This is a genomic window from Amycolatopsis sp. NPDC004368, assembly GCF_053602515.1.
In genome coordinates this window covers 1-21,599 of record NZ_JBSGDT010000011.1, presented here as the reverse complement: position 1 = coordinate 21,599, position 21,599 = coordinate 1, and the positions used below count along the sequence as shown (strand labels likewise).

General features: G+C 71.0%; 21 protein-coding genes and 1 pseudogene. 10 read left to right on the top strand and 12 right to left on the bottom strand.

Annotated features, from left to right (window positions below):
• Window position 1 precedes the first annotated feature (1 nt).
• Window positions 2–727, bottom strand: a complete 726-nt coding sequence (locus ACWEOE_RS17705) for a PIG-L deacetylase family protein (RefSeq protein ID WP_452010039.1) — start codon at window positions 725–727, stop codon at window positions 2–4.
• A 157-nt stretch (window positions 728–884) separates the two neighbouring features.
• On the opposite strand from ACWEOE_RS17705, the gene ACWEOE_RS17700 reads away from it, so the two are divergent.
• Entirely contained in the window at window positions 885–2,432 is a 1,548-nt protein-coding gene (locus ACWEOE_RS17700) for a molybdopterin-dependent oxidoreductase (protein ID WP_452010037.1), read from the top strand.
• Window positions 2,433–2,549: 117 nt separating this feature from the next.
• Entirely contained in the window at window positions 2,550–3,221 is a 672-nt protein-coding gene (locus tag ACWEOE_RS17695; protein WP_452010032.1) for a fasciclin domain-containing protein, read from the top strand.
• A 73-nt stretch (window positions 3,222–3,294) separates the two neighbouring features.
• Here the strand turns inward: ACWEOE_RS17695 and ACWEOE_RS17690 are convergent, their stop codons facing one another.
• From ACWEOE_RS17690 to ACWEOE_RS17675, 4 genes are all read right to left on the bottom strand, one after another.
• Window positions 3,295–3,711 (bottom strand): STAS domain-containing protein, encoded by a 417-nt coding sequence (locus tag ACWEOE_RS17690; RefSeq protein WP_452010029.1) that lies wholly within the window; start codon window positions 3,709–3,711, stop codon window positions 3,295–3,297.
• A gap of 223 nt (window positions 3,712–3,934) precedes the next feature.
• On the bottom strand, window positions 3,935–4,876 hold the full coding sequence (locus ACWEOE_RS17685) for a glycoside hydrolase family 43 protein (RefSeq protein WP_452010027.1): 942 nt from the start codon (window positions 4,874–4,876) through the stop codon (window positions 3,935–3,937).
• 7 nt (window positions 4,877–4,883) lie between these two features.
• Window positions 4,884–5,663: a DUF3152 domain-containing protein gene (locus ACWEOE_RS17680; protein WP_452010024.1), complete on the bottom strand. Its 780-nt coding sequence runs from the start codon at window positions 5,661–5,663 to the stop codon at window positions 4,884–4,886.
• 265 nt (window positions 5,664–5,928) lie between these two features.
• Window positions 5,929–6,945, bottom strand: coding sequence for a polysaccharide deacetylase family protein (locus ACWEOE_RS17675; RefSeq protein ID WP_452010022.1), 1,017 nt, complete (start codon window positions 6,943–6,945; stop codon window positions 5,929–5,931).
• A gap of 238 nt (window positions 6,946–7,183) precedes the next feature.
• Here ACWEOE_RS17675 and ACWEOE_RS17670 point away from each other — a divergent pair, with 238 nt between their 5' ends.
• Window positions 7,184–8,101 (top strand): hypothetical protein, encoded by a 918-nt coding sequence (locus ACWEOE_RS17670; protein WP_452010020.1) that lies wholly within the window; start codon window positions 7,184–7,186, stop codon window positions 8,099–8,101.
• Window positions 8,102–8,171: 70 nt separating this feature from the next.
• Here ACWEOE_RS17670 and ACWEOE_RS17665 read toward each other — a convergent pair whose 3' ends face one another.
• Window positions 8,172–8,645, bottom strand: a complete 474-nt coding sequence (locus ACWEOE_RS17665; RefSeq protein WP_452010017.1) for a hypothetical protein — start codon at window positions 8,643–8,645, stop codon at window positions 8,172–8,174.
• Between the two features lie 880 nt (window positions 8,646–9,525).
• On the opposite strand from ACWEOE_RS17665, the gene ACWEOE_RS17660 reads away from it, so the two are divergent.
• The 5 genes from ACWEOE_RS17660 (at window position 9,526) to ACWEOE_RS17640 (ending at window position 12,103) form a co-directional block, all read left to right on the top strand.
• Window positions 9,526–9,861 carry a hypothetical protein gene (locus ACWEOE_RS17660; protein WP_452010014.1) on the top strand — a complete coding sequence of 112 codons (336 nt, stop codon included), beginning with the start codon at window positions 9,526–9,528 and terminating at the stop codon, window positions 9,859–9,861.
• Between the two features lie 309 nt (window positions 9,862–10,170).
• The gene (locus ACWEOE_RS17655; protein ID WP_452010012.1) at window positions 10,171–10,539 is read left to right on the top strand and encodes a hypothetical protein; all 369 of its coding nucleotides are present in this window, start codon (window positions 10,171–10,173) and stop codon (window positions 10,537–10,539) included.
• Between the two features lie 272 nt (window positions 10,540–10,811).
• Window positions 10,812–11,162, top strand: a complete 351-nt coding sequence (locus tag ACWEOE_RS17650; RefSeq protein WP_452010010.1) for a hypothetical protein — start codon at window positions 10,812–10,814, stop codon at window positions 11,160–11,162.
• Window positions 11,163–11,293: 131 nt separating this feature from the next.
• Window positions 11,294–11,614, top strand: a complete 321-nt coding sequence (locus ACWEOE_RS17645; protein WP_452010008.1) for an STAS domain-containing protein — start codon at window positions 11,294–11,296, stop codon at window positions 11,612–11,614.
• A gap of 129 nt (window positions 11,615–11,743) precedes the next feature.
• Window positions 11,744–12,103 carry a hypothetical protein gene (locus tag ACWEOE_RS17640; protein ID WP_452010005.1) on the top strand — a complete coding sequence of 120 codons (360 nt, stop codon included), beginning with the start codon at window positions 11,744–11,746 and terminating at the stop codon, window positions 12,101–12,103.
• Between the two features lie 88 nt (window positions 12,104–12,191).
• Here the strand turns inward: ACWEOE_RS17640 and ACWEOE_RS17635 are convergent, their stop codons facing one another.
• The 4 genes and pseudogenes from ACWEOE_RS17635 to ACWEOE_RS17620 form a co-directional block, all read right to left on the bottom strand.
• On the bottom strand, window positions 12,192–14,657 hold the full coding sequence (locus ACWEOE_RS17635) for a CehA/McbA family metallohydrolase (RefSeq protein ID WP_452010003.1): 2,466 nt from the start codon (window positions 14,655–14,657) through the stop codon (window positions 12,192–12,194).
• Window positions 14,658–14,704: 47 nt separating this feature from the next.
• Entirely contained in the window at window positions 14,705–16,888 is a 2,184-nt protein-coding gene (locus ACWEOE_RS17630; protein ID WP_452010001.1) for an outer membrane protein assembly factor BamB family protein, read from the bottom strand.
• 121 nt (window positions 16,889–17,009) lie between these two features.
• A pseudogene (locus tag ACWEOE_RS17625) lies at window positions 17,010–17,252 on the bottom strand (hypothetical protein); the annotation flags it as partial.
• Between the two features lie 194 nt (window positions 17,253–17,446).
• Window positions 17,447–17,782, bottom strand: a complete 336-nt coding sequence (locus ACWEOE_RS17620) for a hypothetical protein (RefSeq protein WP_452009998.1) — start codon at window positions 17,780–17,782, stop codon at window positions 17,447–17,449.
• An 89-nt stretch (window positions 17,783–17,871) separates the two neighbouring features.
• Between ACWEOE_RS17620 and ACWEOE_RS17615 the strand changes: the two genes are divergently transcribed.
• Complete coding sequence (locus ACWEOE_RS17615) at window positions 17,872–18,690, top strand: TetR/AcrR family transcriptional regulator (protein WP_452009996.1); 819 nt, start codon at window positions 17,872–17,874, stop codon at window positions 18,688–18,690.
• Window positions 18,691–18,716: 26 nt separating this feature from the next.
• On the opposite strand, the gene ACWEOE_RS17610 is transcribed toward ACWEOE_RS17615, so the two are convergent.
• Window positions 18,717–19,730, bottom strand: coding sequence for an alcohol dehydrogenase catalytic domain-containing protein (locus ACWEOE_RS17610; RefSeq protein WP_452009994.1), 1,014 nt, complete (start codon window positions 19,728–19,730; stop codon window positions 18,717–18,719).
• Between the two features lie 23 nt (window positions 19,731–19,753).
• A complete protein-coding gene (locus tag ACWEOE_RS17605) occupies window positions 19,754–20,494 on the bottom strand; it encodes an SDR family oxidoreductase (RefSeq protein ID WP_452009992.1) in 741 nt (246 codons plus the stop codon).
• 107 nt (window positions 20,495–20,601) lie between these two features.
• Between ACWEOE_RS17605 and ACWEOE_RS17600 the strand changes: the two genes are divergently transcribed.
• On the top strand, window positions 20,602–21,510 hold the full coding sequence (locus ACWEOE_RS17600; RefSeq protein ID WP_452009989.1) for a LysR substrate-binding domain-containing protein: 909 nt from the start codon (window positions 20,602–20,604) through the stop codon (window positions 21,508–21,510).
• The last annotated feature ends 89 nt before the right edge of the window (window positions 21,511–21,599 follow it).

Here is a 21,599-nt window from a genome sequence, read left to right as displayed (position 1 = left end):
GTCAGAACTCGATGACCTCGGCGGTGAGCGCGAACCGGGTGCCCAGCTGCCGGCCCGCCTGCCGGCCGAGTGCCTCCAGGAACTCACGCGGCTCGGTCATCGCGCCGGGGCCGAGGGCCCGCAGGTACTCGGCGTGGGCCTCCAGCGACGCGATGCCCTGCTCCAGGAAGTCGGAGATGTCGATGCCGTGCGTGGCTTCGGGGCTCGTGGTGACCACGACCTGACGCACCTGCCAGGGTTCGAGGCCCTCCTCGACCAGCTCACGGAAGATCCAGCGGTTGCCCGCGTCGCGGACGCCGTCGAGCACCGCCCGGCCCAGCGCGATGTGGTCGGCCTGGTTGAGGTGACCCGGGCCCCAGCGGTCGTGGTAGTTGCCGGTGACCACGACGTCGGGGCGGTGCCGCCGCACGGCGCGGGCGATGTCACGGCGCAGCGCGAGGCCGTACTCGAGGACGCCGTCCGGGTAGCCCAGGAACTCGACGGTGTCGACGCCGACCAGTGCCGCGCCGGCGATCTCCTCCGCCTCGCGCAGCGGCCCCGCGACGTCGGGCTTCATGCTGTCGATGCCGGCTTCACCGCTGGTGGCGAGAAGGTAGGCCACCTGCTTGCCCTGCGACGTCCACCGGGCGACGGCCGAGGCCGTGCCGTACTCGAGGTCGTCCGGGTGCGCGGCGATCGCGAGCGCACTCGACCAGTCCTCGTCCAGCGGTACCAGGGATTCGGTCATCGTCGGGTTCCCCCTCAAGGCCGGTCGTTGTCGTCAATAATCTTGACGACCTGCACTATATCCAGGGCAAGCTCGGCCGCTGCAGGCGTCTTCGGGCACCGGCCGGGGTACTCGCGAACGGACCAATCCGGAACGCGGCCGGGGCCGAACCACCCGCATGGCCACCACCGAAGTTTCCGCGCCCCGGCTGCACGTCCCCTCCGCGGCGCTCTGCGGCGTGCTGGCGCTGCTCGCGGCGCTGGCGGCCGGGCACTTCGTGGCCGGGTTCATCACCGTCAACGCCTCGCCCTACCTCGCCGTCGGCAACGGCGCGATCGATCTGACGCCAGTGGGGCTGAAGGACTTCGCGGTGCGGACGTTCGGCACCTACGACAAGGTCGTGCTGCTCGGCGGCATGGCGGTGGTGATGCTGGTGGTCGCAGCGGCGGCCGGGGTGGTGTCCCGGCGGTCGCCGTGGCCGGGGGTCGCGGTCTTCACGGTGTTCGGGCTGTTCGGCGGGTTCGCGGTGCACCAGCGGCCGGACCTGGGTCCCGTGGCGCTGTTGGCGCCGGCGGCCAGCCTGGTGACGGGGGTGGGCGTTTTCCTGGTGCTGCACCGGATCGCCCCGCGCAAGCAGCAAGCCGCGGCCGCGGAGGGGGCCTCGCGGCGTTCGTTTCTCCTCGGCAGCGCGGGAGCACTTGTTGGCGCGGGGGTCCTCGGCGGCGCGGGTCAACTGGTCAGCGGAACCCGTGACGCCACGGCCTCCCGGGCGGCGATCGGTGCCCTCGTGCCCGCGAAATCCGCGCCCGCGATCCCGGCCGACGCCGACTTCGCCAAGCTCGGGACGCCGACGTTCCTGACCCCCAACGCGAAGTTCTACCGGGTGGACACGGCGCTGTCGGTGCCGCAGCTGCGCGCCGAGGACTGGAGCCTGCGCATCCACGGCATGGTGGAGCGTGAGATCTCCTACCGTTACCCGGACATCCGCGAGCGCCCGCTGGTCGAGCGCACGATCACGATGACCTGTGTGTCCAACGAGGTCGGTGGCGACTACGTGTCCACGTCGAACTTCATCGGCGTCGACCTCGCCGATCTGCTGGCCGAGGCCGGGGTCCGGCCGGGCGCGGAACAACTGTTCTGCACGAGCGTCGACGGCTGGACGTCCGGCACCCCCGTCGCGGCGGCGCTCGACCGCGGCCGCGGCGCGATGCTGGCGATCGGGATGAACCGCGAACCGCTGCCGCCCGAACACGGCTTCCCGGCGCGCCTCGTCACGCCCGGGCTCTACGGGTACGTGTCGGCGACCAAGTGGGTCGTGGACATCGAGGTGACCACGTGGCGGGCCCGGCAGGCGTACTGGCTCAGGCGCGGGTGGGGCGAACAGGCCCCGATCAAGACCGAATCCCGCATCGACACCCCGAAGGGCTTCGACACCGTTCCCGCGGGCGCGGTGCGACTGGCCGGGATCGCGTGGTCGCAGCACAACGGCATCGCCCGCGTCGAGATCAAAGTGGACGGTGGTGCGTGGCAGCCGGTGACCCTGTCGACCGAGGTCAACGTGAACACGTGGCGCATGTGGTGGACGCAGATCGCCGTGGAACCCGGCACCCACCAGGTCTTCGTGCGCGCCACCGACAAAACCGGTTACACCCAGACCGACGCCCGCACCGGCACCGTTCCCGACGGCGCCACCGGCTGGCACTCCACCACGTTCATCGCGGCCTGAGCGGCGTCACTCGAAAGAGTTGCCACCGACACCAATCCCCGATTCGGGCGGCTCCGAATCCCTGGTGAAAGCACAACCGGTCCTGACTCGTCTGTCCACTGTGAACGGAGCCTTACCGTGAAGTCCCTTCGCCTCGCCGGAATCGGCGTCTCCGCCGTCGCGTGCCTCGCCCTCGCCGCCTGCGGCAGCAGCACCGACAGCGGCAGCCAGCCGGCCTCGTCCGCGCCGATGTCGTCGGCTCCGATGCCCTCGGCCCCGATGTCGTCGAGCAACGACTCCGGCATGACCACCAACGCCGACGTCTTCGGTCCCGCGTGTTCCCAGCTGCCGCAAGGAAACGCGCCCGGCTCACTCGACTCCATGGGCCCGCAGCCCGTCGCCTCCGCCGCTTCGACCAACCCGCTGCTGACGAAGCTCGTGGCCGCGGTGAAGGCCACCAACCTGGTCGACACCCTCAACAGCCAGCAGGCCATCACCGTCTTCGCCCCCGCCGACCCGGCCTTCAACGCCCTCGGCGACGCCAAGTTCAACGAACTGGCCGGCAACCCGTCCCAGCTGGCGCCCATCCTGCAGTACCACGTCGTCGGCAAGCGCTACGACGCCAAGGGCCTCGCCGCCGCCGGCACCGTCACCTCCCTCAACGCCGCCGGCGGCCCGCTGAAGATCGAAGGCACCGGCGACAACATGACCGTCAACGGCGCCAAGATCCTCTGCGGCAACATCCCGACCAAAAACGCCACGGTCTTCGTGATCGACAAGGTGCTCACCCCGGGCACCAACAAGAGCTGATGCCGATGGGGCCCGGCCGCCGAAGTCCGGTGGCCGGGCCTCTTGTCATGTCATCCGGCCCAGCGCGAGCAGCTCAACCCCGCGTCCGCTGCGCCGGTACCTCCTGTATCGCGAACGCGGCGACGTGACCCGGGCGTTCGCAGCCCACGGGGCTGAGCTCGAGCAGCCGCCGGACCGAGTACGAGGAGCCGGGGTCCACGGAGAAGTCGACGTCGAGTTCGCGGGCGAGCAGGGACAGGTGGCGCAGCACCTTCAGCGCCGCCCCGGAGAAGAACGTGACGCCGGTGAGGTCGATGACCACGACCCGCCCGGTGCCGCGCAGCCGGCACTCGACCACCTCGGCCAGGTGGGGCGCGGTGAGCGCGTCGACCTCGCCCGCGACTTCGACGATCGCGGTGTGCGGCGCCGGGCGGTGCACGCGCACGAGCAGCCGCCCGCGGTCCTTGCACACCGGACCGGAACTGGTCAAAGCAGGGTACGGGGCGCTCATCACAATCCGCCTCTCGTGAGCGCGCGCACCGGGCGGCGGCCGTGGACGCCGACGAGCGAGAGGGCCGCGGCGGCGTCGACGATTCCCCGGCGCGCGGGAAAACAGTGGTGGCTGGACGCTCAACCTGGCCAGAAAGTAATGCATGGACCGCCTCGGGCGCTACCCTTCGCCCGCTCGGATTCCGCGGCCGCCGTGATGATCCACTGTGGACCTTGATCGAAAATCAGCCCACCTGTGGCACATCGCCGGGGAAACCGATGGGGAGCTCGTAGAGGCCGCGGGCGGTGCGGGCGCCGCCGAGCCAGCCGTGGAAGTAGATGTGGCCGTCGACGACGTCGGCGCCACCGGGGGCGTCGACCTTGCCGGCGAGCAGGTCGGTGGACAGCAGTGGCGTGTCGGCCTTCACGAAGGGGCCGGTGAGGGTGGGAGCGGTGGCGTAACCGGTGTGGTAGCCGGAGCTCTGGAAGGTGTCGGCGGAGTAGAAGAGCAGGTAGCGCGACGGTGTTTTCACCACCGAGGGTGCCTCGACCACGTTCTTCTCGGCGGTCAGGTCGGCGCGCAGCAGTTCCGTGCGGTCGCCGGTGAGGGTGAGTCCGTCGGCGGCGAGTTTCTGCAGCCAGATGGCCGCGGGTGGGCCGGTCGCGGCGCCATCGCTCTTGTACAGGAGGTAGCGGGTGCCGTCGGAGTCGAGGAAGGTCTGGGGGTCGATGTCGCCGTCGTCGGCGGGTAGGCAGACGAGCGGCTGGTCGCCGACCGGGTGGTAGGGGCCGGCCGGGTGCGAGGCGGTGGCGGCGCCGAGGCACATCTGTCCGCTGGTGGTCACGGCAGCGGCGAAGTAGAGCACGAAGGTCCCGTCCGGCCGGGAGGCGGCGTCGGGTGCCCAGAAGCCGCCGTCCGGCTTCGCCCACTTCGGTGGTGCCGCGAGCGCGTCGCCGGTGATGTGCCACGGTCCTTCGGGTGCGGATGAGGTGGCGACGGGGATCCGGCCGGAGGTGGTGCTGGTGGAGAAGGCGAAGTAGCCGCCTGCGGTCTTGACGATGTCGGGGTCGGGGAAGTTCTGGTTGATCAGCAGGTTCGGCTCGCTTGCGGCGAACGCGGCCGGGCAGTTGCCGAAGAGGACCGCGACCACGATCGCCACGCGGATGATCGATTTTCCGTTCAGCACGGGCGGTTCACCTCACCCACGGGTTGGCTCGGCAGACCTTCCCGTCCGCGACGACGGGAGAGCCGGCCGAGGGATCGGACCGGTTGAGCCGCGCGAGGTGGTCGTCCGAGAGCCCGAACGTCTGCTGCATCATCACCGGCGCCGGACCGCCGTCGGCGGGGCACCCGGCGTGGCCGTGGCCGAGGGCGTGTCCGACTTCGTGGTTCACGGCGTAGTGGCGGTAGTCGGCGAGGTGCCCGTCGTAGGCGTGCGCGCCGCGGACCCAACGCGCGAGGTTGATGACCACCCGCTTGCGCTCCGGCAGGTTGCACGACGTGTCGAACGGGATCGCCGCCCCGCAGAGGTCGGGCCGGCGGCTGGTGCCGGGGCTGGTGAGGCTGACCCGGAAATCGGGCCGCGCGTCCGGCGCGTCGACCCGTAGCAGCGACACCGCGCCGAGCCCGATCCAGCTGCGCAGGTCCGCGAGGGTGGCGTCGACCTCGGTGGCGAAGGCCTGGTCGTCGCCACCGATTCCGTCTTCCGCTTCGACGGTGTAGGTGAGCAACTCGGCCCCGGTGCCCTCGCGGGCCCCGCTCGCGCCGGGGACGACGTGCCAGGTCCCGGCCCCTGTCGCCGCGAAGGGCGCGCCGTCCGGAAGAGCCGCCGAGTCCACCGGCAGCGGCACGGTCGCGGCCGCCCGCAGCGGGGCCGCGGCGGTGGCTCCGAGCGCCGTCCCGGTCACCCGCCGGGGCTGGACCGCGGTGGGCAGCACCAGCATCGTGCCCGCGAGGCCCACCGCGAACACCACCAGACACGGCGGCCACCACGGACTCACCGGACGGGCGCGCTGTTCCTCCGGTGGCGGATCCGGCTGACGAGGGGCGACCTCGGCCGTGGCGATCCGGGGTGCCGGAACCGGTCGCGAAGCCGGGTGTCGCCGAGGTGACGAGAGCCGTCCCGCCTTGCGTCGAGGTGCCGGGATCGGGCCGGGCTGGACGGTGTCAGCCGGGATGGCGGAGGTCGCCGGCCGCGAGCGGGGCTGGGGCAGCCAGCCCACGTCCCGGATCGGGGGCTCAGTAGGCAAGGCGCACCGTCGCATAGGGCGGGGCGAGGGTCGTTTCCGCGCGGGGAAAGGAAACCGTGTGGGGGTCGCCGTCGGAGGTGTAGCGCCGGCCGGCCGGGGTGGCGAGGACGTCGAGCCAGTGGGTGGAACCGTAGCCGGCCTCGGCACCGGTCGACTGGGAGCGGATGCGGGGGATGGACTCCGGGTCGAAGTCACTCGAATAGGGCGACGGGGTGGGATTGGCGCCGACCAGCAGAGCTCCGGTGTAGGAGTAGCCGGCGCCGCGCAGCGCGAGGGAGGTTCGGCGGGGGTGGGCGCCGTAGGGCAGCGCCAGGGTGGTGGGCGCGTAGCCCGGAATGGCGTCGCGGATCGCGGTGTCGCCGGCGCGGATGGCGGCCTCGGCGGCGGTGGCACCCGCGGTCCGCAGGTTCGTGTGGTCCGCTGTGTGGTTGCCGACTTCGAAGCCGTGCTGGTGCAGCCACGGCAGGGCGCGCGGGTCGTCGCCGAAGGGCCGGGCGTTCACGTACAGGCTGGCCACCGGGGTGAAGCCCGGGTGGGCCGACGCGACGTCCAGCAGGATGCGCACGGCGGTGCCCGGCGCGGGTGCGCCCTGGGGCGTCAGGGAAAACGCGCTGGGATCGCCGTCGTCGAAGGTCAGCACCACCGGGTGCGCACCCGCCGGCAGGTCGAGGTGGCGCGTGGTGAGGTCGGCGGTGGTCACCGGCACGTAGTGCTCCGCGGCGAGGCGTTCCAGCTCCGCGGCGAAATCGGCGGGCGTGCGCTCGTAGACCGAATCCGGGTGTGCCGTCAGCCGGTGGTACATGAGCACCGGGATCCGGCCGAGCTCGTCGGCCCCCACCGCCCGCGCGATGTCGGCGGTCACGCGCGCGGGAGCGGCCGGCGAGCTCGGCGCGGAGACCGCGGCGGGTTGCGCCGCGGGTTCGACGGCGGGAACCGCGCAGGAGGCGGCCAAGGCGGCTGCGGCGACGACTGCGGCTGGGGCACCGAGCCGCGAAAGTGCGTGCATGGAGCCGATTCTGCGACTCAGTCTCGTCGGCGGCGCTTCGATCCACCGGTACGGGTGATCACTTTTTTCCGCTCTGCAAGGGAAAGCGCTGGTCGGACCGGCGATCCCGGCCCATTCCGGGGCACGATCCGGTGGTCGTCGAGATCCGGGTTTGAACCGAGTGGGGTGAGGACATTCCCCGGGATATTCCCGAAATCCGGTCGCGCCACGCACCGGAGGAGCCCGCGAAGGAGTCCGGATGCCCGGCATTCGCCTGTCCCGCCGAGCCGCCCTCACGGCCACGCTGGCCGGTATCGTGACGAGCGCGTGCGGCACCGCCGCGCCCGCCACGCGCTCGGTGGTCGCACCGGCGGCCCCCCGGCCGACCGTGGCTCCACCGCCACCGAACGCACTGGCCACCAGCCGGTTGGTCGGCTTCTGCGGTGCACCACATGCGAAAGCGCTCGGTGAGATGACGGGCGACCTCACGGCCGCCGGGCAGGAGCTCACGAATCAGATCGCGACCTTCCCGCAGGACGGCCCGATCACGCCGGTCGTGGAGCTCATCGCCACCACGGTGCACCCCTCCCCGGGGGCCGACGGCATGTACCGCAGCCGCTGCACCGATGCGACAGTGCGGGACTACCTCGAGCAGGCCCGGGCGTTGCACGGCGTGCTGCTGCTGAACATCCAGCCCGGCCGAGCCGACTTCCTGCCGGAGGTCAAGGCGTACGAACGGTGGCTGAGCGAGCCGGACGTCGGCGTCGCGCTCGACCCGGAGTGGGCAGCGGAGCCCGGGGTGGTCCCCGGCGAGAAGTTCGGCCGGACGACCGGCACCGAGCTGGACGGCGTCGCGGCCTACCTGGGCGAGCTCGCCGGGCGAGCGCACCTGCCCGACAAGATCATGGTGTACCACCAGGTCGCCGCTTCGATCGTGAAGGACGAGGCGAGCCTGCGTCCGCATCCCGGCGTTTCGGTGGTGAAGGTCGTCGACGGGATCGGCAGCGCCTCGGCGAAGAGGGCGACCTGGCGGGTGCTGATGGCCACGAAACCCGACCACGTGCTCGCCGGGTTCAAACTCTTCTTCTTTGAGGACACCCGCCACGACGCGGCGCTGATGACCCCGGCGCAGGTCCTGGAGCTGAACCCGAAGCCGGCGTACGTCGTCTACGAATGAACGGCAAAGCCCGGTGCGGAAACTTCCGCACCGGGCTTTGCGCGGCCTCCGCGTCCGGGGGCCCGGCCGCCTATGGAGCCGGGATGATGTGCGGCCCGCCGAGCAGGTCGTTGACCAGCGAGGAAAGAGTGAGCAGCAAGCGCTGCAACAAGGCGTTCAGCAGATCCGTCACCGGCGGCAGCGCCTGACGCGACTTCAGCTGGGTCGCCAGCTCGTCCACGCCCTGCTCGGCCTTGGTGTTCTCCTGTTTCGCCGTGACGGCGGTGTTCTGCGCCGTCGCCTGGATCGTGTAGCGCTCCCCTCGGGCGAGGTCGGTCAGCAGCGGGTCGAGGTCACCGAGCGAGGTCCGGGCACCCGCGACATCGCCGCTGTCCGCGCGCGTTTTCAGTTGCTCGCGCAGGGTTTGCACGCTCGCGGCCGCGCTCGTGGTGCTGGACGAGCCGCTGCCGCCGGGTCCGCCGGCCGACGCCACACCCACACCGCTCAGGGTCACCGCAGTCACCGTGGCGAGAACTGCGAGTGCCCGGCCCAGATTGTTCTTCATCCGTTCTCCTCTCCGAATGTCGGAAGCCGACGCGATCATCGTGATCTGTTGATCGCGGAATTGCGAACCGGCGTTTCCGGCGCGCCGGGTCCGCCGATTCCGGACCGTACGCGGGCAGCCCCACGCCGCCGGGCAAACATGAAGTCCGCGTGAAACGTCCAGCGGCGATCACGACCGAACGGTCACGAACAGTGCCTTCCTCACCTGTTCGATGTCCAGGACCTGCGCCCAGGGATGAAACTCGGCCGAGCTATTTACCGTCGGTGCGCCGAAGGGTGGTCCGTCGAGGAACGCACCCACCACTCGATCGTGAGGTTTCGTCCGCCACGCCCTGGGTATCCAGGCAGGTTTCGAAGGCACCGAAAAGACACTCTTCAGAATGCTCCCAGTCCACCACACTTCTATTTTCCGGCACGAATCGATATCTTGGCCGAGGGTTGAGAAATTGCCTCCTGGTCCGCTCTCGGCGCCGGGGACCTGACACGAAGGCTGCCGAGAGCGCCGATTTTCGAGAAACCGGCGTCCCGGCACGCGGCAGTGCCGGGACGCCGCGATCAGGGGAGGGTCGAGAGTGGGGCGAGTGAGCCCGGCGGCCCCGGCGGATCACCCGGCGCCCGGCCGCGCACGTCGTCTCGCGAAGCCGCCCCCGCGCGCCGCGACGGGTCGCGCGCCGCGCCGGAACCCGCCCGGATTTCCGTTGACCCACCCCGAATCACCGCTCCCCTGGTGCATTTGTACTATGGGTGCTGGTTCAACCGGGAGCCTCGGAATGATGTGCCGAGGTCGCGCGTCCGCCCCCGGCCTTCCTTCCTCTTGCGCATCGCGCTTCTCAGCCGGGCTTTTCGCTGCCCGGAAAACTGAACTCGGGGGAAGCATGAACATGGACTTGGCGATCTCGGCTCCTGGGGTCACGTACACCCCCCGGCTGGTGGCGATTGCGGGCGACCGCTTGATCCACCCCGCCGACTCCCAGAACGACCTGGCCCGCATCGTCCTGCGGTGGGCCCGGTGCTGGGTGCCCGAGACCTGGGCCGCCCGCCAGTACTTCGCCGCACTGGGGGTCGGCGACGACGAATCCCCTTGCTACACGGACGAGCACGTCACGGGGTGGCGCCTGCTGCTGCCCCGTGCGGGTTCGCTGGCTTGGCAGGTGCGCTCCGGCGAACTCGAGGTGGCCACGGCACTCGCGGCGGAAGCCGAGGCCTGGCCGGGATAACACCAGAAGACAGGAGGGAGCTCCGCGCCACCGCCGAAGTGGCGGCGCGGGGCCCTTTGTCATGCCACAATTGCCCTGGCGCACAAGAGATCCGTTGGAGCACCCTCGTTGAACCCATTGCCCCGCAACGAAGTCCACGCACCCCCCATTCAGGTTACGGACTGCGCGGTCAGAGGATCGCGCCCCGACACGATGGTGGACCGAAGTGGAAACCGGGCCGGTGCGCCAGTACGTTTCTGTCCACACGGCACGGAAAACACACCTTCATTGCCGTCGCCGTAAGACGAATCGTCAATCCGAGGAGTTCACATGCTGAAGAAGATCGGCTTCATCACCGCCACGATGGCGGCCGGCGCGTTCCTGTGCGGTGGCATCGCGGCCGCCGACACACCCGGCCACCACGGGCACCACGGCCACCCGCACGGCGGGTACGACCACAGTGGACAGGTCGGGCTCGTGAACCTCAACAACACCGACGTGCTGCACAACGTCAACGGCACGCTCGGCCTGTGCGGCAACGACGTCAACGTGCTCGGCGTCCAGGTGCCCATCCGCGACTCGCTCCACGGCATCGGCGTGCCGATCCTGTCGCCGGGTGAGAACGAGGCCAGCGGCGAGTCCCCGTACAACTGCGCCGCGGGCGGCCTGCTCGACGGCGGCAGCAGCCAGGACAACTGAGCCTCCGTGCCGAGGCCGCCCGCTGTGTGTGCGGAAGCGGGCCGAGGCACGGACTCCGGCGGGACGCGTCGCGTCGCGTGTCCAGAGCACGGATCGAGCTGCACACTCCTGTTCCGTGCCCTGGACACGCGCCCGGGCGCCGAGACGCCGGCTCGGGTGGGATCGGCTGCCTGGAGCGCCGGTCCCACCCGGTGTGCAAGAACTCTAACCACCAGCCGCGGTTCCGGCGACCGGAGCCGCGGCATCGCCGTTCCCCGACCAGGAGAAGTGAAATGATCAAGCAGCTGGGTTTCGTCGCGACGGCGCTCGCCGCCGGAATGGCCCTCGCTGGCGGGTCCGCGTCCGCCACCGGGATCAGCGTCTCGGGCCACCCCGTGGACACCACCGACCAGGCCGGCCTGGTGAATTCGCAGAACCTCGATGTGGTGCACAACCTCAACCTCGTCGGCGGCGGCTGCGACAACGACGTCAACGTGCTGGGTGTGCAGGTGCCGATCCGCGACGTCGGCAAGGGCGTCGACGTGCCGCTGCTGTCCCCGGGCGGCAGCGACGCCGAGGGCCAGTCACCGTACAACTGCGCAGCGGGCGGCGTTCTCGACGGCGGCAGCAGCCAGGGCAACTGACCGAGAGTCGGCCGCGCGGAGCCCCCCGCGCGGCCGACGCTTCATCTTGCCTCTTCCACCTGCCCCTTCCCTTGCCGCGTCCCCGCCGCCTCCGATCGCGTTCGTGCGCAGTTCACCCCGAGGAGCCGATGGTGGGCGCTTTCGTTTTCTCCGCGGCGGCCCGCACCACGGCGGGCGTGGTGACGGTGGAGGTGGCCGGCGAGCTCGACGCGTCGACCGCCCCGCTGCTGGAAGCCGAGTTCGCCGAGGTGCTCCGCCGGGACCCGGAGGCGCTCGTCGCCGATCTGGCGGACGTGACCTTCTGCGGGTCGGCGGGGCTTTCCGCGCTGCTCACCCTCAAGTTCCACTGCGTGACCAGAGACGTGCGGCTCCAGCTCGTACCGTCACGCGTGGTGCGGCGCGCGATCGAGCTCACCGGACTCGACGAAGTGCTGGGCTCGCCGCTGCCCTGAGCACGCCGGCGGTCCGGTACGGGCCACGGTCCTCGACGTCCCTGGCTCGTCGGCGAGCAGTGAAAAGCCGGCTGTGCGGCACACCCCGCGGAGTGGGTACCCGCAGGAAAAACGCACCCGGAGGTGACCATGTCTGTCCTGACCCGCGTCCTCGGCGCCGCCACCGCGGCCTACGGCGTGAGCACGATCGTCTACCCGCGTGTCCTCGCCCAGCCGTGCGGGCTCACGACCGCGTCCGGCGCGGTGCCCGCCGCGACCCGCACGCTCATCGCCGCGATGGGGGCCCGGGACACCGCGATCGGGCTCGCCATGGCGTTCGCCCACGAGGGCAAGCCATTGCGGCTCGCGCTGGCCGCGCGGGTCGCCGCCGACACCGCCGACGCCGCGGTGTTCGGGTTGGGCCTGCCGGACCGTTCGGCTCGGCCGAAGGCCGCGGCCGCCGCACTGGGCTGGGCGGCGTTGTGCGCAGCGTCGGCATTCGTCCGTTGATTGTCCATTATGGACGAATGGACACGCAGAAGGCCCGGTCACCGGAACAGTTCCGGTGACCGGGCCCGACGTCATTCAGCACAGTCACTCAACGACCGGCGGCGTCCACGACGAACACCTGCTGCGTGCTGTCACGCTGACCGCGCGTGGCGTTGCGGTCGGAGGTGAAGGCGACCACACCGCACGACACCGCCGCGAACGTGGCGTTGCCCGGCTTCGTCACCTGGACCGGGGCCGACCCGCCCGCGGAGGTGAGCCGGGCCGTGAAGACCTTCCAGCGCCAGTCCGTGGCGCGGGAGTCGTACCACACGGCGCGGACCGTGCCGTCCGGGTCGCGGCTCAGGCGCGGGCGCTGACTCATCGCGGTGGGTTCGAGGGCGAACGGGGTGCCCGCCGACCAGGTGCGGCCGTCAGCCGAACGACTCGAACGCAGCGACAGGTTCGCGCCCGAGCTCTGCAGCGCGCCGCTGTCCCACGCGACCACGAACGCACCCGAGCGGTCGACGGCCGCGCTCGGGTGGCGGTCGGCCCGGTCGGTCACGGCGCTGACCTGCACCGCCGAACCCCAGTTGCCGCGGGTACCCGGGCGGGAGCTGGCGAGGATCTGCCAGTTGTCGGGGTCCGTGCCGCCGGAGGCGGGCTGGCCGGCGGGCGGGGTGTGGCCCGTCCACAGTGGATCCGGGTCGAAGCGGTCGTCCTGCCACGCCACGAGGATGCGGTCGTCGTGGCCGACGGCGACGGTCGGGAACACCGACGCCGGATAGCGGGGCGAGCGGGCATCCACCGCGCGGTTGCCCGCACTCACCGCCTTGCCCGCGGCCGACAGGTTGACCGGCTTCCGGTCGACGCCCACGACCTGCGCGAACACGTCGAACGCGCCGCCGGTGTTGTCGGCCCACGTGACCACCGGCTGCCCACCGCTGAGCAGCGCGATGGCCGGGTGCACGGCGCGGCCGGTGCCGGCGTCGAGCCGCACGGCCGGGCTGAACAGCAGGCCGCCGGTGGAGCTGTGGCGCAGGTAGATCGCGGGCCGGTGCGGCTGTTCTTGGCCGCGCTCGTCCTGCCAGACCACCCACACGTCACGGCCGGACGCGGCGATGCGCGGCGCCGTGGCCGTGCCCGAGCCGGCCGACAACTCGACCTCGAAGAGCCCGAACCCACGCCGGTCCACGCGCTTGTAGACGACGGTGCTGCGCCCGCCGGCGTGCCGCTGCGCGACCACGTGCACGTCGTTACCGGACACGGCGACGTCGGCGAACCCGGTGAACTGCCCGGTTCCACCGAGGACCGCCGTCGCGTTGTCGCGGCTGGTCTGCGCCGCGGGCAACGGGATCTCGGGCTTCGGCGTGGCCACGCGGCCGACCGAGACGAACACCGGCGACGTCGCCGCGCGCAGCTGATCGGGCAGCGTCGGGTCGGCGTCGGCGCCGGACGCGCTGCCCGGCGAGCGCACCTCGGCGCGGAACCACACGTGGTCACCGGCCAGGGTGATCGGCAGCGTGCGCGTGTCGTCGTTGCCGCGCACAGTGGTGTCGAGCAGGGCCTTGCCCGAGCGACCGGGCGTGCCGTACACGAGCAGCCGCGTCCCGGCGCCCTGGCGCACCCGCACGCGCAGCGCGGCGCGCTTGGGCAGCTTCCGCGAGCCGACCACGGCTTCGTCGCCGCCCATCGCCTCGAACCGACCGTCGCCGTCGAGGTCGGCCTCGATCGTCACGAAGGGGCCGGACACCCCGGACGACACCGTGGTGCGGCCGACCTTCAGCGCGTCGAGGATCGAGCGCACGCTGCGCTCACCCGCGAACACGCGCGTGGCGGGCCGGCCGGGACCGGCGATGTCCCACAGCTCACGGAAGTGGCAGTCGCTCGCGGCGGTCACGCCGGTGACGTACCCGGCGTTCCAGCGGTTCTCGGCGTAATCCATCTGCGCGTCGGGGTCCGTCGAGACGTTGAGCACCTCGATGTTGTGCACACCCTGCACGCTGGCGTTGTCGTTGGGCCCGGCCTCGCGGGTGAACTCACCGTCGTCCGGGTGCGCCACGTGCCACACCGCGTCCTGCGAGCGAGCGTCCCAAATGGACTGCTGCACGTGCCGGAACGCCGCCGAGCCTGGCGGGTTCGCGCCGTCGACGACGTTGTCCACCGCGCCGAGCACGATCGCGTGCGGCGAGCCGTTGGCCTCTTCGCCGGGGATCAGCAGCAGCTTCCCGGAAGTCCACTGCGGATCCCAGTGCTGGTCGTACGTGCGGTGGTCCGTGAGCGGCAGGAAGTCGAGCCCGGTGCGCTCGGCCTGGCCGATCTGGTCACCGACGGGCAGGTTGCCGGGCAGCGCCTGCTTCGACTGCTGGCGCGGCAGGCTGCCGTCGGAGGAGTGGTCGTCGTGCACGTGCGTGTCGCCGACGAGCCACTGCCCCTTCGGTTCCCCGCTGCCGCCGCCGAACGGGAACCCGCCGAGGATCGGCAGCTCCTGCGTCGCGGCGACCGCCGGCGTGGCGACGAGACCGGACGCGGCGACCGCGCCGCCCGCCACGATGAACTGTCTTCGAGTGAGGCCCATCTCTGTCCTTCTTCCAGGCACCGGCACCGATCGGGCGCCGGTGGAACTCAGGGGAGGGAAATCCCGTGCACGACACCGTTCTGGTCGCCGACCACGAGCGCGCGGCCGTCGATCACCGGCCGGCCGAAGGTGTAGACGAGGCTCTGCTGCAGCCAGCCCAGCCGCGCGCCGTCGGCGAGCCGCACGCCGATCACCTTGCCGTCGACGGTCAGCACCCACGCCGTGCCGTCGCTGATCGCGACTCCCGCGTTGAACACGCGCAGCGCGAGGTTCGTCGTCCACCGGGTCTTCCCCGTGGCGAGGTCGACGAGCGTCAGCACCCCCCATTCGGTGGTCAGCAGCACGCTGTCCCCGACGATCAGCGCGGGCGCGTACATCGCGCTCCCGGGGACCGTCCAGCGCACCGCACCCGTGGCCGCGTCGAGCGCGATCGCACTCGACACCGTCGCCACGATCACCACCCCTCCCCCGAGCGCCACCACGGTGTCCCACCCGCTGTACAGCGCGATCCGGTGCTCCACCCCGGTCACCATCTGGTAGGCCCACACCTCCGCGCCGGTGCGCGCGTCGTGCGCCCGCGCGTAACCGTCGGCCGCCGCGGTGTACACGCGCTCGCCGTCACTCGCGGCCTGCCCGGACGAGAACCCGCGCGCCGGCACGGACCAATGGCGCCGGCCGTCGGTACCGAGGGCGAACAACGCCTGCCCCGCGGAGAACACCACCTGCTCGCGTCCGTCCACAGTGGAGACCAGCGGAGCGCTGATCACAGGTGCGTGCGCGTCGAACGACCACACCCGCCGTCCATTGCGGACATCCAGCGCGTACAGGTGGTGGTCGGCCGACGGCACGAAGGCCAGCTGTCCGTTCACCGCCGGACGCCGGTACACCGGGCCGACCTGCGTGTGCCACGCGCGCTGCCCGCCACGCCGCAACGCCGTCACCTCGCCGGCCGAAGACGCGGCGAGCACCAGGCCACTGCGCGCGTCCGCGAGGGTCACGCCGCCCTGCACCGAACCGGAGAGCTGCTCCTGCCAGCGGCCGACGGGGTCGCCGGCCACCGCGGGCACGGTGAACAGCACCACCTGCTCCCACCAGCTGCCGTCGGCCGCGTTCACGCGCACCTGCAGGCGCTGGTGGCCCGGCGCCAGCGCCGAGACGTCGACGCTACCGGTCCAGCGGTCCTTCGCGCCGGACAGCGGCTGCCACGCGGCGGGGCTCGTGCCCCCGAATACGGCCTGCGGGTACGGCTGCACGCCCACCTGCTGCGTGGCCGACGCCCGCACCTCGACCGGCAGCGAGCCACCGGAAACCTTGCCCGCGTGGACGTAACGCGGCCGCTGCTCGCGCCCCTGCCCGCCACCGGTCAGCGGGATGGTCGCGAACGGCGCCTCGGTGTCGGTGCCGTCGGCGGCCACGGTGACCCGGCGCACGTCGAGCACGGCGGTGCCGTGCGCGTCCACGGTCTTCTCGGCCCAGTAGTAGGTCGGACCGTTGAGCACGGCGTTCAGCGTCACCTGGGTGAGCCCGTTGAAACGGGTCACGTCCTCGCGGTGCACGTGGCCGGCGATCACGCCGCGCAGGTTGTGCTCCGCCAGCACGTCGAGCACCGCCGGCTGGTCGTCGACGTAGTAGAACTGGTTGCCGAACGGAAAGTGCTGGAACAGCACCACGGGCGTGTCCCGGTGCAGGCGGCGCAGGTCGCGCTCGAGCCAGTCGAGGCCGGCGGGCCCGTAGTGCCCGGGCTCCTGCAGCACCTGCGTCGGGTCGAAGCCGACGAAGTGCACGCCGCCGGCGTCGAACGAGTACGGCGTCGGCCCGAAGTGGCTGTGGAACTCCTTCTTGGCCGAGGGGTCCCAGCGCGTCTCGTGGTTGCCCGGCGAGTAGTGGATCTTCCCGCGCAACTCCTCGGGCAGCAGCCGGCCGTACTGGTCGTACTCGTCGGGCAGGCCGGTGTCGGTGATGTCGCCGCAGTGCAGCACGAGGTCCGGGTCGCGGCGCGCGATCGACTGGTACACCTGCGCGAGCCACGTGGTCGACTGCGGGCTCGTGGTGTTCACGTGCGTGTCCGACACCGCGGCGAACGTGAGCTTGCGACCCGGCCGGCCGGGCGTGGCCTGCGCCGGCGCGGCACCGAGCAGCGTCGCGAGCGCCGGAGCCGCCACCGCCCCCGCGGCGAGCCCGAAAAACGCCCTTCGGTGCAGTCCGTCGTGCCGGCAGGCCTCGTCGACCATCAGGTTCCTCCATTCGGGGAAGCGCAACCTGCCAACCTTCACCCGATCGGGTAACGCCGATCTGACGCACTACCGTGGCGTGGCTGAACGCCGGGCCAAGCTCTGCCGGGGTCTTCGGGAGTTACGTGAGGCTGATCGCATTCTTGGCGCGAGCCACCGGCTCCTCGGCCGCGCGACCGCTGGGGTTTTCCGTCGCCAATGCCTGGTTCGCGGCGACGAAGGGGCGCAACCTCGTTTCGTAGGCGGTGAAAGCGGCGGCGTGGTCGGCGTGGCGCGCGAGCTCTTCGGCGAGCACGTAGACGCCGACGAGCGCCAGGCTGGTGCCCTGGCCCGAAAGCGGCGACGCGCAGTAGCCCGCGTCGCCCGAGCAGCGTCACCCGATGCCGGCGCCGGAGACGAGGACGTCGCGCATGGTTTCCTCCAGGTGTTGGTCGTATCCTTACGGCCGAAACACTGGCGTCAGCCAGCCAACTGTGGGCGCAACTCCGCCGCGATCTCCAGGTAGCGCTGCCCGGTCATCCCCACCTCCGCCTGTCCTAGTACAGATGGCCGACTGTACTAGGACAATTTTGGCCCGAAGAGCGCTTCGCGCAGCACCTCGGGCAGTACCTGGCGATCTTCCCCGCGCCCAACGTCCTCGACCTGGACAACTGGCAGGTCTGGTTCCGCGACCGCGAGACCGGCGGCGCCGTCTACCCGGTGCACGACAACACCGAACTGCGGGTGACGCTCGGGTTCGCGTCCGAGCCGTTGTCCTACGACCACCGCGATGTGGTGGCGCAGAAGGAGATCGTCGCCGAGCGGCTGGCCGGAGCGGGGTGGGAGGTGTCGCGGCTGCTGTCCGAAATGGCTGGTGCGCCGCATTTCTACTTCGACGCCATGCAGCAGATCCACCTCGACACGTGGAGTGCCGGCCGCCGGATCGCCGAGGGTGAGCTGGTGGCCGGCGCGAAGGTGCCCTCGACCCGGCGGATCGCCGCGGAATGGGGCGTCGCACGGCCACCGCGGCCAAGGCGCTCGCCGCGCTCGGGCAGGAAGGCCTGGTGCGGGCCGAACCACGGTCCGGGACCGTGGTGGCGGGCCGGCGGGTCGAGCTCCAGGCCCGGCCGCGGCCGCCGGGTCTGTCGCGCGAACGGATCGTGCGCACGGCCATCACGATCGCCGACGAGGAAGGCCTCGCCGCACTGTCGATGCGCGGGGTCGCCGCGCGGCTCGGTGTCGCGGCGATGGCGCCGTACCGCTGCGTCGGCGGGCGCGACGAGCTGGTGGTGCTCATGGCCGACGCGGCGTTCGGCGAACGCGGATACCCCGCGCGCCTGGTGGGCGACTGGCGCGCGCGGCTCGAGCTCGCCGGGCGCACGCTGTGGTCGCTGTACCGGCGGCACCCGTGGCTCGCGCAGCTCTCGCCGATCACGCGCCCGTTGCCGCTGCCCAACTTGGCCACGCACGCGGAGCAGGCGCTGGCGGCCCTCGACGGGTTCGGCCTGTCCGCGGCCCGGCTGTGCGATCTGCACGTGCTGTTCTTCAGCTACATCCAGGGCGTCGCCGTGCACCTCGAACGCGAGCGGCACGCGGCCGGCGCGTCCGGGCTGACCGAGGAGGAGTGGCTGGCCACGCAGGCACCGGACCACGCGGCGATCAAAGCGGGCGGCGGCCACCCCGTCTTCACGCGGATGCTCACCACGCTGGAGGAAGAGGGCTACGACCTCGATCTCGACGAGCTGTTCGAGCTCGGTCTGCGCTCGCTGCTCGACGGCATCGCCCTGAAGCTGGAAAAGGGGAACGCGCCCACCCCGGGGTGAGCGCGTTCCCCTTCGGGATCAGCCGGTCAGTCCTGCGAGACCTGGAGCACGACGCGGATGTTGGCCTTCGGCATGTGCTGGTAGGCCTCCTCCGCCTTCTCCAGCGGGAAGACCTCGTACACCGGCCGGATGCCGCGCAGCAGAGCGAAGTTCAGCGTGTCCTCGCCGTCGCGGGACACGCCGCTGTACCAGCCGGAGAGGTTCAGCCGGTAGTCCGACATGTGGTGGCCGGTGACCTGGATCGGATCCTGACCTTCGACCACGATCACCTGGCCGTTGGGGCGGATGCCGTTGAGCAGGTCCGACTGCAGTTCGGCGCGGTCGACCGTGCCGAGGACCACCGACGCGCCACCCATTTTCTGCAGGGACTCGCCGATGCTGCCTTCGTTGCTGTCGATGTACTCGTCGGCGCCGAGCTTGCGGGCCAGCTCTTCCTTGCCTCGACCGCGGTTGATCGCGACGGTGCGGAAGCCCATCTTGTTGGCGAACTGGATGGCGAGGTGTCCGACACCGCCCACACCGTGCACCGCGACGAGGTCGCCGGGGCCGGCCTTGGCGTGGCGCAGTGCGTTGAAACCGGTCATGCCGGCGCACAGCAGCGGCGAGGCCTCGGCGAACGTCAGCCCTTCGGGGATCCGGACGACCGCGTCCTCCGGGGTGACCATGTACTCGGCGTAACCACCGTCGTAGCTCGTACCCGTGATCGTGCGGCTGTCGCAGTTGACGAAGTCACCGCGGCGGCAGAACTCACAGGTGAAATCGACACCACCGGCCCAGCCGCAGCCGACCTTGTCCCCGACCTTGTACATGGTCACGGCATCGCCGACCGCGTCGACGACTCCCGCGATCTCGTGCCCGGGCACGCGCGGCAGTTCGGTGCCGAACAGCCCCATGCGGGGAATGACCTCGCCACCGCACACGCCACACGTGTGCACCTTGATCCGAACCTCATTGGGCTTCGGCTCGGGGATCGGCAGCTCGACCTGAACGAACGGACCGCCCGCCTGCTGAACCTGCGCCGCGCGCATAGTCCCTGTCATTTTCCCACAATTCCTTTCGGTGGTCAGTGCATTCCGCCGTCGCAGACAATCTGCTGGCCCGTGATCAGCGCGGCATCGTCGCCGGCGAGAAACGACGTGACCCCGGCGACGTCTTCCGTGGTGCCCAATCGCCCAAGCGGGACCATTTGGACGAGGCTCTGCTTGTACTCCTCGTTGCCTTCGGTGAAAATCCCGGCGCCGTCGATCGGTCCCGGCACCACCGTGTTCACGGTGACGCGACGCGGGCCGAGCTCCATCGCGAGCACCTTCACGAGGTAACCGGTGGCCACCTTGCTGGTGCCGTAGAGGCCGACGCCCAGCTGCGGCACCGTCGTGGTGTTCGACGAGATGGTGATGATGCGGCCACCGTCGGCGATGCGGCGAGCGGCCTCGCGGAGCACGAAGTACGGACCCTTGGTGTTCACCCGGAAGAGAAGGTCGAAGTCCTCTTCGGTGACGTCGGTGACCGGAATGTTGACCTTTTCCATTCCCGCGTTGGCCACGACGATGTCGATCTTCCCGAACTCGGCGACCGCCGCGTCGTAGAGATCGATGATGCCGTCCACCTGGGACACGTCGGCGGCGTGCACGAGCGCCTTCACGCCGTGTGCCTCGGCCGCCTTTTTCACTTCTTCTGCGGCGGACGCGTCGCGGGAGTAGTTGATGACCACGTCGGCGCCTTGTTCGGCCAGCCGCAGCACGATCGCCCGGCCGAGGCCTTTCGACGATCCCGTGACGAGCGCCACTTTCCCGCTGAGATTCATAACTGCTCCCCTGTGTCAATACAGCTATGGTCCGGCCGGGGTGCGGGAAAGGGAAACACTGGATGGTTGTGGTTGCCACAACGATCCGTTGTGACGAGGATCGGACGGTGGACCTGAATCTGCGCCTGCTCAAAGCGCTCGAAGCCGTGGCCGACGAGGGCAGCATGACCCGTGCGGCCGGGCGGCTGATGATGACCCAGCAGGCGGTCAGCAGGCAGATCCGCCAGCTCGAGCAGGTGGCCGGGACACCGTTGGTCCGCCGCCGGTCGTGGGGGGTCGAGCTCACCGCCGCCGGCCAGGTGTTCCTGAAGCAGGGACGCGAGCTGATCACGGCGACCAACGCGATGGTCGCCGAGGCCCGGCACGTCGGCGCGGGCCTGACCGGGCGGCTGCGGATCGCGTTCAAGGCCCAGAGCACCGCGCACTTCCTGCCGGAGGTCGAGTCTGCGCTGCGCCTGGTCGCACCCGACGTCGAGGTCGAGCCGCTCGCGGTGCACACCCTGCCCGACGAGCTCGACGCCCTGCTCGCCGGCACCGCCGACGCCGCGTTCCTGTGGCTGCCCATCGGCGACGACCGCCGCTTCGTCACCCACCGGCTGCTCGACGAGCCGCGCTGGGTCGCGCTGCCGCCCGGGCACCGCCTGGCGGGCCGCGCGTCACTGCGGGTGTCCGACTTGGTCTGCGAACCGATCGTCGGCCCGCGCGACGGCATGCCCGACGCCGTGGTGCGGTTCTGGTTCATCGACCCGAGACCCGACGGCACCCGCGCGATCTACGGTCCCCAGGGCCGGACGCCCGAGGAGTGCCTGCACCACGTGGCCGCCGGGCGGGGTTCGTGGATCGCGCCCGCGTCGACCGCCGCCTACTTCCCCTACCCCCGGCTGGCGTGGGTGCCGCTCGAGGACGCCGCGCCGCTGGGGCTGGCGCTGATGTGGCTGCGGGAGAACACCAACCCGTTGCTCGACGTGCTGCTGGAGGAGAGCAAGCGCAGCACGCGCCCCACCCCTGCGGCCTAGAGCCTGTTTCAATGGCGTAGCCACTCGTTGATCGCCGCGACGTGCACGGTTGCCTCGTAGCGGACTGCGAGTTTGTCGAACCGTGTGGC